10 protein-coding genes are annotated in these 13509 nt (G+C 64.1%); 7 read left to right on the top strand and 3 right to left on the bottom strand.

The window, feature by feature from the left end; genetic code table 11:
* Window positions 1-28 precede the first annotated feature (28 nt).
* Window positions 29-2593: an ATP-dependent helicase gene (locus NEZ08_RS19270; RefSeq protein ID WP_298110360.1), complete on the bottom strand. Its 2565-nt coding sequence runs from the start codon at window positions 2591-2593 to the stop codon at window positions 29-31.
* Between the two features lie 299 nt (window positions 2594-2892).
* Between NEZ08_RS19270 and NEZ08_RS19265 the strand changes: the two genes are divergently transcribed.
* Window positions 2893-3066 carry a DUF1328 domain-containing protein gene (locus tag NEZ08_RS19265; protein ID WP_298110358.1) on the top strand — a complete coding sequence of 58 codons (174 nt, stop codon included), beginning with the start codon at window positions 2893-2895 and terminating at the stop codon, window positions 3064-3066.
* 7 nt (window positions 3067-3073) lie between these two features.
* Here NEZ08_RS19265 and NEZ08_RS19260 read toward each other — a convergent pair whose 3' ends face one another.
* The gene (locus NEZ08_RS19260; RefSeq protein ID WP_298110355.1) at window positions 3074-3580 is read right to left on the bottom strand and encodes a thioesterase family protein; all 507 of its coding nucleotides are present in this window, start codon (window positions 3578-3580) and stop codon (window positions 3074-3076) included.
* Window positions 3581-3824: 244 nt separating this feature from the next.
* On the opposite strand from NEZ08_RS19260, the gene NEZ08_RS19255 reads away from it, so the two are divergent.
* Genes NEZ08_RS19255 through NEZ08_RS19245 form a run of 3 tightly spaced genes read left to right on the top strand, consistent with a single transcriptional unit; the run spans window position 3825 to window position 6302 of the window.
* Entirely contained in the window at window positions 3825-5249 is a 1425-nt protein-coding gene (locus tag NEZ08_RS19255) for an FAD-linked oxidase C-terminal domain-containing protein (protein ID WP_298110353.1), read from the top strand.
* Window positions 5250-5263: 14 nt separating this feature from the next.
* Window positions 5264-5902, top strand: a complete 639-nt coding sequence (locus NEZ08_RS19250) for a hypothetical protein (RefSeq protein WP_298110523.1) — start codon at window positions 5264-5266, stop codon at window positions 5900-5902.
* Window positions 5903-5921: 19 nt separating this feature from the next.
* Entirely contained in the window at window positions 5922-6302 is a 381-nt protein-coding gene (locus NEZ08_RS19245; protein ID WP_367278433.1) for a hypothetical protein, read from the top strand.
* A 7-nt stretch (window positions 6303-6309) separates the two neighbouring features.
* Here the strand turns inward: NEZ08_RS19245 and NEZ08_RS19240 are convergent, their stop codons facing one another.
* Window positions 6310-6687, bottom strand: a complete 378-nt coding sequence (locus NEZ08_RS19240; protein WP_298110350.1) for a rhodanese-like domain-containing protein — start codon at window positions 6685-6687, stop codon at window positions 6310-6312.
* 255 nt (window positions 6688-6942) lie between these two features.
* On the opposite strand from NEZ08_RS19240, the gene NEZ08_RS19235 reads away from it, so the two are divergent.
* The 3 genes from NEZ08_RS19235 to NEZ08_RS19225 all read left to right on the top strand — a co-directional run bounded on the left by NEZ08_RS19235 (window position 6943) and on the right by NEZ08_RS19225 (window position 13447).
* Window positions 6943-8229 carry an MFS transporter gene (locus tag NEZ08_RS19235; protein WP_298110348.1) on the top strand — a complete coding sequence of 429 codons (1287 nt, stop codon included), beginning with the start codon at window positions 6943-6945 and terminating at the stop codon, window positions 8227-8229.
* An 83-nt stretch (window positions 8230-8312) separates the two neighbouring features.
* Entirely contained in the window at window positions 8313-9545 is a 1233-nt protein-coding gene (locus NEZ08_RS19230; RefSeq protein WP_298110345.1) for a cytochrome P450, read from the top strand.
* Window positions 9546-9715: 170 nt separating this feature from the next.
* Complete coding sequence (locus NEZ08_RS19225) at window positions 9716-13447, top strand: AsmA-like C-terminal region-containing protein (protein ID WP_298110343.1); 3732 nt, start codon at window positions 9716-9718, stop codon at window positions 13445-13447.
* The last annotated feature ends 62 nt before the right edge of the window (window positions 13448-13509 follow it).

The raw sequence follows: 13509 nt of genomic DNA, 5'->3' as shown, positions 1-13509 counted from the left end.
TTTTCCGCAAGCAAATAATCGCGCGGACTCACGCCCGTTCCACAAAACTGTCGACGACCTTCTTCTCGCCGGCTTTCTCGAAAGCGATCGTCAGCTTGTTGCCGTCGATCTTCACCACATTGCCGTAGCCGAATTTCTGGTGAAACACCCGGTCATCGAGACTGAACTCCGAGGTCGTTCCGGTGGACTTGGCGATCAGTTCGCCTTCGATCACCAGCGGCCCCCGCTTTTGCCTGGCGAAGCCGCCCGCGTCACGTGAACCGTAGGACGACTGCCGTTCCTCGAAGCCGTAGTTCTGGCGCCCGCCGCTGCCGCGCGCGCGGTTGGCCTGTGCGCGCTGCCAGCCCGGCGTGGCGTAGCTCGAGCCGAAGGATTCCAGGTTGTCGAAGCGCGAGGCGCCGTAGCCGCCGGCGCCGCCCCAACCCGAGCCGCCCTTGGATTCGGTGATCTCGACATTGTGCGCCGGCAATTCGTCGAGGAAGCGCGAGGGGATCGTCGTCGACCAGGTGCCGTGGATGCGGCGGTTGGTGGCGAAATAGATCTTGGCGCGCCGTCGCGCGCGCGTCAGCCCGACATGGGCGAGGCGGCGCTCTTCCTCAAGGCCCGCGCGGCCCTGTTCGTCGAGGGTACGCTGGCTCGGAAACAGGCCTTCCTCCCAGCCGGGCAGGAAAACGTTGTCGAATTCGAGCCCTTTGGCCGAATGCAGCGTCATCAGCGACACCGCTTCTTCTTCGGCGCCGCCGTCGCGGTCCATCACCAGGGAGATGTGCTCGAGAAAACCCTGCAGGTTCTCGAACTCTTCCATCGAGCGCACCAGCTCCTTGAGATTCTCCAGCCGGCCCGCGGCGTCCGCCGATCGGTCCTTCTGCCACATGTCGGTGTAGCCGCTTTCGTCGAGCACGGTTTCGGCGAGCTCCGTATGCGAGGCCACCTCGGCCTGCGCGCGCCAGCGGTCGAAGCTCGCGAGCAGATCGCGCAAGCTGCCGCGTGCCTTCGGTTTCAGCTCGTCGGTTTCGACCACGGCACGGGCCGCCTCGAACAGCGGCAGGCGGCGCTTGCGGGCGTGGTCGTGCAGCATCTGCACGGTGGCATCGCCCAGGCCCCGTTTCGGCACATTGACGATGCGCTCGAAGGCGAGATCGTCGGCTGGCGAATTGACGACGCGCAAATAGGCGAGCGCATCGCGGATTTCGGCGCGCTCATAGAACCTCGGACCTCCGATCACGCGATAGGGCAGTCCGAGCGTGACAAAGCGATCTTCGAATTCGCGCATCTGGAACGAGGCCCGCACCAGGATCGCGATCTCGTTCAGGTTTTCCTTGGCCCGCTGAAGCTGCTCGATCTCCTCGCCGATCGCGCGCGCTTCCTCTTCCGAGTCCCACGCGCCGGTTACCGTGACCTTCTCGCCGTCGACGTCCTCGGTGCGCAAGGTCTTGCCGAGCCGGCCTTCATTGTGCGCGATCAGGTGCGAGGCGGCGGCAAGGATGTGACCGGTCGAGCGATAATTGCGCTCGAGCCGAATGACCTTCGCGCCGGGGAAGTCGTGCTCGAAACGCAGGATGTTGTCGACCTCCGCGCCGCGCCAGCCATAGATCGACTGGTCGTCGTCGCCGACGCAGCAGATGTTGCGGGGCGCGGGAGCTGGCGCGCTGCTCTCTCTCTGCCCGACCACATTCTTCTCGTCGTCATCGGGCCGACGCGCAGTATCGAGACCCGGTGATCCGTCGTCCTGAGCAGGAGCGACGGATTGCCGGGGCAAGCCCGGCAATGACGATTTCGACGGCGCCTGAGCCAGCAGCCGCAGCCACAGGTACTGAGCGACGTTGGTGTCTTGGTATTCGTCGACCAGGATGAACTTGAAACGGTGCTGGTATTGACGCAGCACGTCCGGGTGTTCGCGGAACAGGCGGATGTTTTCCAGCAGCAGATCGCCGAAGTCGGCGGCGTTGAGAATCTTCAGGCGTTCCTGATAGGCAGCATAGAGCTTGCCGCCCTTGCCGTTGGCGAACACGGCCGCTTCGCCCGACGGCACCTGGGTCGGACCGAGGCCGCGGTTCTTCCAGCCGTCGATCAGGTTGGCCAGCATTCGCGCCGGCCAGCGCTTGTCGTCAATGCCTTCGGCTTGCAGGAGCTGCTTGAGAAGCCGCACCTGGTCGTCAGTATCGAGCACGGTGAAATTGGACTTGAGCTGCACCATCTCGGCGTGGGTGCGCAGGATGCGACCGCCGATGGAGTGGAAGGTGCCGAGCCACGGCATGCCTTCCACCGCCTGGCCGAGCATCTCCGCCAGCCGCGATTTCATTTCGCGCGCGGCCTTGTTGGTGAAGGTCACAGAGAGGATTTCACCGGGCCGTGCCCGTCCCTGGCTCAGGATGTGGGCGATCCGGCAGGTCAGGACGCGCGTCTTTCCGGTGCCGGCCCCCGCCAGCACCAGTACCGGGCCGTCGAGCGTTTCCACCGCCTCGCGCTGTTCGGGATTGAGGCGGGAAAGATAGGCCGGGGTGGCCGCTGCCCGTGCCCGCGCGGCAATCCCGCCAGCCACTGGCTGGTGGTCCGGGACGTGATGGCGGGGCAGGTGGTTCGGCTCGGTCATCTCGCGTTCGGTCTCCGCTTAACCATCCCTAGCAAATACAGGATTCGAGGGGGGAGTTAAGGCCGCTCGAAGGGGAGCCTTCATAGCAGGAATGGCTGACATATGGGGCTTGGGAGGCCTTTTTGACAGGAGTTATCCCGCCCCGAAGCAACTCCGCCATTGGCCTCGCTCGGCAGGATTTGATCTTGATCACAGCGCGGCGCGAGCGGGAACCTATGTTCCGGGAGAGGATTATTTCAATACCCCGCCGGCGCCCAGAAGCGCCGCGCCGGAGTTACGACTTTGAATCGGAGGCTGTCATGTTGGGCTGGGTCGTTACCTTCCTGATCATCGCGCTGATCGCCGGCATTCTTGGTTTCGGCGGGGTCGCGGGTGCCTCGATCGAGATCGCCAAGGCAATCTTCTTCATCGCGGTGGTGCTGTTCATCATTTCCGCTGTCGTCGGGGTCGTGCGGGGCCGAACGCGGGTCTGAGAGCCAACTAGCGCTTCGGCATGCTCACGCTGCGGCCGATCCCCTCGGGCCTCGGCAGCTGCGCGTGGGCGCGGGCCACTGCATCGATCGTGGCCCGGACGTCGCTCGGGAAGGGCGCGGTCTTGCGCAGCTCCATGTCGATGTGCAGCGTCATGGTTTCCGAGGTCGCCGACAGCCAGCCTTCGGTGGCGTGTCGCAGCTCCTCAAACAAATGCAGGCGCTTTTCGTCAGCGCCGAGCAGGTAAACGGCAACCTGCACGGGGTCGCCCAGATGAATCTCACGCAAATAGCGCACGTGACACTCGGCCGTAAACGTCGAATTGCCGCGCGCCTTCTTGTAGTCGGGGCCGATGCCGAGCACGAGCCACAGCTCGTCGATCGCCCGGTCGAACATGACGTTGTAATAGGCCATATTGAGATGGCCGTTGTAATCAATCCATTGCGGCTCAATTCTCATCACCGAGGACAAAAATGGTCCCTGTTGGGCCTCGGCGGCGGCGGAATGTGTCGTCATGGTGTCCATTTTTCCTCGTTACGTCTCATCCCTTGACCCCCTATATATCCTTTGCCACGGTATTTCCCCGGGGTGGAGTGGGTCTGATATTCGCTGACGCGGCTGGCCGCGAGGACTCGGAAAGCGAATGTCACATCGAAAACTCCACGAGAAACTCGTATTTGCTAGTGGTTCTAACATTTACAATAATGTTCGCTGCATCGGAGCGCGAATGTTAGAAGCGGACCACTAGGAGGATTCCATAGTGGGAATGACTATCACCAATAATCCGAAGCGTGCCGAGCCCAAGGCGGTCGCGGCTGTCGTCGAAAATCTCGCCGCCCGCTTCGGCAATCGCCTCGTCACCTCGCAGGCCGTGCGCGACCAGCACGCCCATACCACCACCTGGCTGCCATCGCAGTCGCCGGATGCGGTGGTGTTCGCGCAGGAGGCCGCCGACGTGCAGGACGTGGTGCGCGTCTGCGCCGCCCATGGTGTTCCCGTGATCGCGTTCGGCACCGGCACCTCGCTGGAGGGGCAGGTCAATGCGCCCGCCGGCGGCGTCTGCATCGATTTCCGCGACATGAACAAGGTGCTTGCGGTCCATGCCGAAGATCTGGACTGCGTGATCCAGCCCGGCGTCACCCGCAAGGCCCTCAACGAACATCTGCGCGACCAGGGCGTGTTCTTCCCGATCGATCCCGGCGCCGATGCCTCGCTCGGCGGCATGGCCTCGACCCGCGCTTCAGGCACCAACGCGGTGCGTTACGGCACCATGCGCGAGAACGTGCTGGCGCTGAAGGTGGTCCGGGGGGATGGCGAGATCATCACGACCGGCACACGGGCGAAGAAATCGAGCGCGGGCTATGACCTCACCCACCTCTTCGTTGGCGCCGAAGGCACGCTCGGCATCATCACCGAACTGACCATCCGCCTGCGCGGCATTCCCGAAACCATTGCGGCGGCGGCCTGCTCGTTCGAGACCGTGCGCGGCGCGTGCCAGGCGACGATCATGGCGATCCAGACCGGCATTCCGGTCGCGCGTATCGAACTGTTGAACGCCGAGCAGGTGAAGGCCTGCAATTCCTATTCGAAGCTGACCTTGCCGGAAACGCCGCTGCTGCTCCTGGAATTTCACGGCAGCGAGGCTGACGTCGCCGAACAGTCGAAGAATTTTGCCGAGATCGCCAAGGAATGCGGCGGCCTCGGTTTTACCTGGACCACGCGGCCCGAGGACCGCACCAAGCTCTGGCAGGCGCGGCATGACGCCTACTGGGCGGTCAAGGCGCTTCGTCCCGGATCCGGTGTGGTGGCAACCGACGTGTGCGTGCCGATTTCCCGCCTCGCCGATTGCGTCACGGAGACCGAGGACGATCTGAAGCGGCTGCGCCTGCAGTCGCCGATCGTCGGCCATGTCGGGGACGGCAATTTCCATTGCTCGCTGCTCTGCGATGTCGATGATGCCGACGAAATGGCGCGCGGTGAGGAATTCATGCACCGCCTGGTCGAGCGGGCGCTGGCGATGGACGGCACCTGCACCGGCGAACACGGCATCGGGCAGGGCAAGCAAAAATATCTGGAAGGCGAACTTGGCGGCGCAGCGATCGATGCGATGCGCGCGATCAAGCAGGCGCTCGATCCCAAAAACATCTTCAATCCGGGAAAAATAATTCCGGCCTCATTTGGATGAGATCATTGACGGTTATGACGATGCGCCAGTGCCGGAATATTGCCGTTGCTCTCATTCTCATGCTCGCGCCGATACCGGCGGTCGCCGACGAACGCCTGCCGGCTTCGACGATGGACGCTGCGCAGAATCAGCCACTGCCCACGACCGGCAACGCCGGTGATGTGACAGGCGAACTGAAGCCGCAGGCGCCGGACACCGATTTGTTCGCGCTGATGACGGGAACATGCAGCACGTTGAAGGTGGCCGGGCGTGATTTTGCCTGCCGCACGGTTGCCTATGCCCATAGTGTGAACGGCCGCGCCTATTTCACCATCGCGCTCGACGACCCCGCCGATCAAAGTCACATCATTTCTTTCTCCGGCGAAAACGGCCGGCGGACCAATGAAAATCTGTATGACCTGACGGTCGACCGGATGCTGCTCAATTCGGTGCACCACCCGAAGTCCGACGGCCTGCCGGTGCCGGCGGTCGTGAAATCGGCGGGGCGCTGCGTGCAGCTCGGCAATTTCGCTACCCTCCACATCACGAGCGTGGTGTGCTCCGCCACCGACAAGAGCGGAAAGAAATATGAGTTGCGTTTCGAATCCGACGGCTCGCCGATCACGGTGCGGCGGGTGAATCCATCTGCACCGACCATCCGCGGGCAGGGTTAAGCCTTGGAAAGAATACGCGATGGCGCTGCGCTGGTTCAACAAGCCCAAGCCCAAGGAGATATGGGAAGAGCCTGTTGTCTGGCCGCTCGGCGATATCGAGGCCGCGCACCGCATTCGCGACATCTGCCGCACGGCCGCAGATAGCGCGACAAAGTCCGGCGCTCCCGAAAGCGAGAACCGGCAGGACGAGTTTCACCGTTACGAGCGCGCCGCGCGCGCCGCCATGGAGACAGCGATGAAGATCGGCGACGACCTGTTGCGCGATTCCGCCGTGCGCCAGATCGTCGACTTGTGCCTGATGGCGGACGATCAGCGGACAGCGCGAATTCTGTTTCGCGCAATCCAGGCGCCGTCAATTCGCGAGGAGGTGCTGAGGGATCATCCGCTGCTGGCGCAGTAGCCGGTGACTACTTCTCGACCGCGCCGCCGCATTCGCACCAGTCCTTGAAGCCCCCGATATTGTAGACCTCGTTGTAGCCCATGTCCTTGAGCAGCTTGCCGGCGAGCGCGGCGCGGCCGCCGGATGCGCAATAGATCAGGACGACCTTTTCCCTTGAAAAATTCTTGTCGTGGGTCGGCGAATCCGGGTCCGCGCGAAATTCCAGGAGGCCTCGCGAGACATGGATGGCGCCTGCAGCCTTGCCGCTCGCCTGAACTTCGGTACCGTCCCGTATATCCAGTAGCAGCGTGTTGCCTTTTGCAAGCTTCTCGCGTGCCTCGGCCGCCGAGATCTTCGGCACCGCGGCATTTGCGGCTTCCATCATATGCTTGACACCCAGCGCCATCTTTTACCTCCAAGGTCATTGAACAAACTGTATCGTTGCCTGACTCTTACTCCTTTCTTCTCGTCATTGCGAGGAGCGTTAGCGACACCCGATCCGGCAAAAAGCAGGTTAGTTCAAGTGGATTGCTTCCGTCTCGGCGACTACGCGCGCGCCGGACCTAAACCCGGAAGTAGCCAGCCGCGCAAGCCAAGCCGGGTCGCCACCCCTCACAGGGATGCGGTTACAAATTCCCCCAGACATGCGAAGGCCCCTTCGATGCGACTTCCATTCTTCTACGGCTGGATCATCATCGCGGTGACCTTTGTCACCATGGCAATCGGCGTCAACGCTCGTACCGCCTTTTCGCTGCTGTTTCCTCCGATCCTTGGCGAATTCGGATGGGACCGCGGCGTGACCGCCGGCGCGTTTTCATTCGGCTTCGTGGTCTCGGGAATCGCGAGCCCCCTGATCGGCCGCCTGATGGATCGGCTCGGTCCGCGCACCGTGATGGAGCTCGGCGTCGCGCTGATGGCAAGCGGGCTGTTGCTGGCTCCGCTGACGAAAGAGCCCTGGCACCTTTATCTCACCATCGGGGTGCTGGTCGGCGCCGGCAGCGTCTGCCTCGGTTACTCCGGTCAATCGCTGTTTCTGCCCAACTGGTTCATTCGCAGCCGGGGACTTGCGATCGGACTCGCGTTTGCCGGCGTCGGCATCGGCTCGATGACGCTGCTGCCCTGGGTACAGGTCATGATCGAGAGAGGCGGCTGGCGCACCGCCTGTACCGCGATGGGCATCCTGATTCTGGTCGTGCTCGCGCCGATCAACCTGCTCTTGCGCAAGCGGCCGGAAGATCTCGGGCTGCTGCCCGATGGCGCTGCCGCGCCGTCGGCTTCAGCGGCAAAGCCGGTATCGAATGTCATCGATCGCCAATGGGCCAGCATCGACTGGACCTTGCCGCGGGCGCTCGCGACCGCGCGTTTCTGGTGGCTTGCAGTCGGCTATTTCGGTGGACTTTACATCTGGTACGCGGTGCAGGTGCATCAGACCAAATATCTGCTCGACATCGGCTTCAGCCCGGCGGTCGGGGTATGGTCGCTGGGTGCGGTCAGTCTGCTCGGCATTCCCGGCCAGATCTTTCTCGGTCACGTCTCCGACCGGATCGGGCGCGAATGGGTGTGGGCGATCAGTTGCGCGGGTTTCGCGATCTGCTTCGCGGCGCTGATGGCGCTGGCGCAGGTCCATTCGATGCTGCTGATCTATGTCATGGTTTTCGCGCAAGGCGCGCTGGGTTACGGCCTGACATCGATCATGGGGGCAGTCGTGGTTGAAATCTTCCAGGGCAGGCATTACGGCAGCATTTTCGGCACCATCATGTTCGTGGCGCTGGCCGGCGGCGCGGCCGGTCCGCTGGTGACCGGCTTGCTGCATGACATTACGGGAAATTACACGCTCGCCTTTACGATCGGCATCGGCATGAGCGGGTTTTCGGCGCTCTCGGTCTGGCTGGCCTCGCCGCGCAAGGTCCGTGCGGTCGCTGGCCGCCTGCATCGGGTGCCGGGTTAGCGATTAGCGTATGATGGTCCCAGGACCTTCATCTTCGGTTATAAGCCCCCTACATTTCCGGTAGTACCGGGAGGAGGACGCCGATGAATGAGCACGCCCAGGCCGGGGCCGCCGTGCCGCTGTTCGACCCACTGTCGCCCGATTTCATCCGCGATCCCTATCCGCACTACGATATTTTGCGCCGGCTCGATCCCGTGCACGTCACGCCGCACGGCATGTATCTCGTCAGCCGACATGCCGACGTGAGCGAAATTCTGCGCGATAAGCGCTTCGGCAAGGATTTCGTCGAGCGATCGGTTCGGCGTTATGGCCCGAAGATCATGGAAGAGCCGATCTTCCGTTCGATGAGCCACTGGATGCTGCAACAGGACCCGCCGGATCATACCCGCCTGCGCGGGCTGGTGGTGAAGGCCTTCACCGCGCGGCGCGTCGAGGATATGCGGCCGCGAATTCAGGAGGTGGTGGATCAGACGCTCGATCGCGTGATCCCGAACGGGCATATGGACCTGATCGAGGATTTCGCCTTTCGTCTGCCCGTCACGATCATCTGCGACATGCTCGGCATTCCCGAGGAGCACCGGGCGACGTTTCATGCCGGCACGCGCGACGGCGGCCGCATTCTCGATCCGGTCCCGCTCTCGCCCGACGAAATTGCGAAGGGCAATGCTGCCAATGCAATGGCGCAGATGTATTTCCACCAGCTGTTTGAGTTGCGCCGGAAACAGCCCGGAGACGACCTGACGACGCAGCTCGTGCAGGCCGAGGAAGACGGCTCAAAGCTCAGCAACGAGGAACTGACCGCCAACATCATCCTGTTGTTCGGCGCCGGCCACGAGACCACGGTGAACCTGATCGGCAATGGGCTTCTGGCACTTTACCGCAATCCGGATCAGCTTGCGCTCTTGAAGGCAAAGCCGGAATTGATCGCAGGCGCGATCGAGGAAATCCTGCGCTACGATTCCTCGGTGCAGATGACCGGCCGGGTGACGCTGGAAGACATCGACGACCTCTGCGGCAGGAGGATCGGCAAGGGGGAAACCGTGCTCTGCCTGCTTGGCTCGGCCAATCGCGATCCGGCAATCTATCCCGATCGTCCGGACCGGTTCGATATCGTCAGGCCTAACGTGCGTCCGCTGTCGTTCGGCGGCGGCATTCACTACTGCCTCGGCGCGCAACTGGCGAGGATCGAGGCCGAAATCGCCATCTCGACCCTGCTGAGGCGCCTGCCGGACCTGCGGCTGGATGACGCGGCGAACCCGGAATGGCGTCCGACCTTCGTATTACGCGGTCTCAAGCGCCTGCCGGCCAGCTGGTGAGCGGTTCTCACGCCAAGCCGCTGTGACTTCGCCACAGTTCTCTCTATATTAGACGCGGCATCTATAGGCCCGGCGGCATGCCGCTGTTTATGATTGGTTATTGGGCTTAAGGCTTGTGGCGCAAGCGGCGCCCGCCAGGTGTGAGTCCCGCGTCCTCCAAAGGAGACACCGTGCAGACGACGCTGCTCGGATTGGCGATTGCCTTCATCATTGCGCTGGTCGCGGCGCTGATCGGGCCGTATTTCGTCGACTGGAATCAATTCCGGCCGCAATTCGAGGCCGAAGCGACGCAGGTGATCGGCGCGCCGGTGCGTGTGTCCGGCGAGCTGGAAGCGCGCCTGTTGCCGTCGCCGACATTGCGGCTGCGCTCGGTGGTGGTCGGCGGCGCCAACGATCTCGGCAAGGTGCGGGCCGACAAGCTCGACGTGGAATTCAGCCTTGGCTCGCTGATGCGCGGCGAATGGCGCGCCACCGAACTCACCGTCGGCGGCATGGCGCTTGACCTCGGGCTTGATCCGAAAGGCGCGATCGATTGGCCCGCCGGGAGCGGAAAGTTCAACCTCGGTTCGCTTGCTATCGACAAGTTGCACCTCACCGGGCGCGTCGCGCTGCACGACGCGCTCAGCCATCGCACGCTCGAACTCAACGATATCGCCTTTTCCGGCGATGTCCGGTCGCTGGCCGGCTCGTTGCGCGGTGACGGCAATTTCAGCGTTTCCGGCACTCGCTATCCGTTCCGCGTCTCGTCCGGTCAGAACCCGGACGGCAACGGCACCCGGCTGCATCTGGTCGTCGATTCCAGCCAGCGTCCTGTCTCGGCCGATCTCGACGGCACCTTGAATTTCGAAGGACGCATTCCGCACTTTGACGGCGCCATCACCTGGGCAGCGTCGGCCGGCGCCAGGGGAGACAGGGGCGCTGAGCCGAGCCCGCCCTGGCGGATCTCCGCCAAGGTCAAGGCCGACCATGCCGCGGCGAAGCTCGAGCAGATCGAGGCGAGCTATGGCGCCGAGGATGCCGCGCTCAAGGTTGCCGGCACCGGCGAAATTCGCTTCGGCGCGTCGCCGCTGCTGCGCGCGGCGTTGTTCGCGCGGCAGCTCGACGCCGATCGATTTGCCGGAAAGGAAGCCGCGCCCGCCGCAAGCGCAGTCAAGCCCGGTAGCGTCAAGCCTTCTGACGGGAAGGAGAGTGCCGTCGAGCCGGTTCGGGTGCTGCCCGTGCTGCGCAAATTGATGAGTGCCCTCCCGGATACGCCGATTCCGGCAAAGCTCGAATTCTCGACCGATCAGATCGTGCTCGGCGGCCGCAGCCTGCAGAACATCGAGGCCGAGCTGCGTACCGATACAAAATCGTGGACGATCGATCGCCTCGACGTTCGCGCGCCCGGCGCGACCCACGTATTGCTCAGCGGCCAGACCCCGGACCCGAAGTCGGGCCATCTCAAGGGCGCGCTTTCGATTGAATCATCCGACCCCGAGGCGCTGGTGATGTGGCTGCAGGGACGGACCGAGCCGGCCTATCGAAGCCAGAATCCGTTTCGCCTGAGCGGCGACGTCGACATCGCAGGCAACAGCTTCGTGATCGAGAACGTCAAATGCGAACTCGATGGCGGGACAGTCGCGGGGCGGATTGCCCTGACCCATGAAACGTCAGGTGGCACGGTGCTCGGCGCGGCACTGAAAGCCGGTCGCCTCGACGTCGATTCCGCAGCTGCCTTTGCGCGCGCGGTGCTCGGTCCGCAAGGCGACTGGCCGCAGCAAGCCAAGCTTTCGCTCCAGATCGATCATGCCATATCGGCCGGCCAGGACCTGCATCCGTTTGCGGCGAAGCTCGGCTATGACCCGAAGACGTGGACGCTGGAATCCCTCAACGTCGGCGAGGCCGCGGGCGTCATGCTGGAGGGACACGGAGCCTTCGACCGCGCTGACGCGACCGGCAGCCTCGCGCTCGAGTCAAGTGCCCCCTCGATGTCGCAGATCGCGGGCGTCATCGCGCCGCTGTGGCCAAAGCTTGCCTCGCGGCTCGACGCGATGAAGCTCGCTCCGGGCCCGGCGCATGCGAGACTCGCGCTGGCCATCGACAAAGGGGCGGCCCAGAGCGACCGCACCAATGCGCAAGCCTCGATCGATCTCGACGCGCCCCAGTTCAAGGGCTCTGTCGCGGTGGCGGCGAAGCCGGGTACGGCAAGCCTGCGCGATGCCGATCTCGACGGGCTCATGCACGGCGAGGTCGCGGTCGACGCCAGGATATCATCGGAACAGGGCACGCCGCTTCTCGCCTTGCTCGGACTCGACGGCGCGATCGCCGCCCGCGATGGACCGGCGCAGCTTCAGGGCTCGATCAGCGGGATCTGGGGCAAGCCGCTCCGCGTGAAGCTCGATCTGAAGGGTGCGGACTTCGAGGCCGAAACGCACGGCACCGCCGATCCGTTCAAGGCAATGGACCTGAAGGCCCTTCAAGCCAATCTCTCGCTGAAGGCCCACGGCCTCAACCTTTCGCCGCTGTTCGACCTCAAGCCGTCCGACAAGCTCGCGCGTGATGTCGGGCTGACGTCGCGGATCGCTCTTGCCAACGGCAAGGTGACTTTCGACGACATCGATGGCGCGATGGCGGGCTCGCGGCTGCGTGGCCGCCTGGCAGTGACGCTGGACGGCGAGCGCAACATCGACGGCGAACTCGGTCTCGACACCCTGGATCTGGAGCCGGCCCTGGGCCTGGTGACAGGCGCGGCCGGCCGCGATGCGTCCGAACCCTTCGGCAGCGGTTTCGTGAAAAATTGGCACGGGCAGATTGCGTTTCAGGCCCTGCGCGCCGTGCTGCCGGGTGGCAGCGAATTGCGCCCGCTCAGCGGCATCATGAAGGGCGACGGTCAATCCCTGGTGATCGACGGCATCAAGGGCGGGATCGGCGGCGGCGAGGCGAGTGGCAATATTCAAGCCATGCAAGGTGCTGCCGGACTTTCGCTCAATGGCCGCGTGGCGCTTGCCGGGGTCGATGGTTCCGCGCTGCGCTACCGTGCGCTGGCGATGCCGGCCGGCCGCATCTCGGCCCAGATGACGCTGGCGAGCCAGGGTCGCAGTGCGTCCGCTCTCATCGGTGCGATTTCGGGAAGCGGGACCGTGACGCTGGAGGCAGCCCGTATCAGAGGTCTCGATCCCCGCGCCTTCGATGTTGCCATCCGCACCAGCGACGAAGGACGGCCGACCGACGACCTTCGCCTGCGCAAGATCGTCGAGCCGGCGCTGTCGGGCGGTGCGCTCCTGGTTGCATCGGCGCAGATCCCGTTCACGATCCACGATGGCCGGCTGCGCGTCGGCGCGACCGCACTCGAGTCCGATGGTGTTCGTGCCATCGTCTCCGGCGGCTACGATATCCCGGCAGACCAGGCCGACATTCGCGCCACTCTCGCTGCTCCCGGAATTGGAACCGGACAGGCGAGCCCGCCGGAAATCCAGATTTTCGCCGCCGGGCCGCCGGACAGGCTCGATCGCACCGTCGATGTCGCGGCGCTGTCGTCGTGGCTTGCGGTGAGGGCAATCGATCGCGAGACCAAGCGGTTGGATTCGATCGAACGCGGCGAGGCGGCCCCGGCATCGATTGCGCCGGCCTCACCGAACCCTCCGGGCGCGACCCCATCCCCTCCGTCCGCCGAAGCGCCACATGCGCCGGCAGCAAAGCCGAGAGTGAGCGCGCCACGGCCATTCGCCGTTCCGCCCATGGCCAATGCTCCAGCCATGAACGCAGCTCCGGTCCACAATTCCCCTGCCGTGAGCCAGCAGGCCCAGCAGGTGCCGCCGCCATTGCCGCCGCCGATCGAGGTTCGGCCGGCGCCGCGCCCGGCCAAGCCGAGGCCGCCGCTGGTGCTGACCCCGCCCGTGGCCGCCACGCGGCCTGCCTTTTGAACCATTCAATTCTTGGAGCAGCCGCAACGGTCGCCCGCACGAGCGTGATCGACCCGATCGGA

The sequence above is a fragment of the Bradyrhizobium sp. genome (assembly GCF_027451485.1).
Classification (GTDB): Bacteria; Pseudomonadota; Alphaproteobacteria; order Rhizobiales; family Xanthobacteraceae; genus Bradyrhizobium.
This window is presented reverse-complemented; position numbering and strand designations above follow the sequence as displayed.

Coding starts and splice junctions, on each gene's coding strand:
- NEZ08_RS19270 (WP_298110360.1), bottom strand. CDS start 2,593: ATGACCGAGCCGAACCACCTGCCCCGCCATCACGTCCCGGACCACCAG.
- NEZ08_RS19265 (WP_298110358.1), top strand. CDS start 2,893: ATGTTGGGCTGGGTCGTTACCTTCCTGATCATCGCGCTGATCGCCGGC.
- NEZ08_RS19260 (WP_298110355.1), bottom strand. CDS start 3,580: ATGACGACACATTCCGCCGCCGCCGAGGCCCAACAGGGACCATTTTTG.
- NEZ08_RS19250 (WP_298110523.1), top strand. CDS start 5,264: ATGACGATGCGCCAGTGCCGGAATATTGCCGTTGCTCTCATTCTCATG.
- NEZ08_RS19245 (WP_367278433.1), top strand. CDS start 5,922: ATGGCGCTGCGCTGGTTCAACAAGCCCAAGCCCAAGGAGATATGGGAA.
- NEZ08_RS19240 (WP_298110350.1), bottom strand. CDS start 6,687: ATGGCGCTGGGTGTCAAGCATATGATGGAAGCCGCAAATGCCGCGGTG.
- NEZ08_RS19235 (WP_298110348.1), top strand. CDS start 6,943: ATGCGACTTCCATTCTTCTACGGCTGGATCATCATCGCGGTGACCTTT.
- NEZ08_RS19230 (WP_298110345.1), top strand. CDS start 8,313: ATGAATGAGCACGCCCAGGCCGGGGCCGCCGTGCCGCTGTTCGACCCA.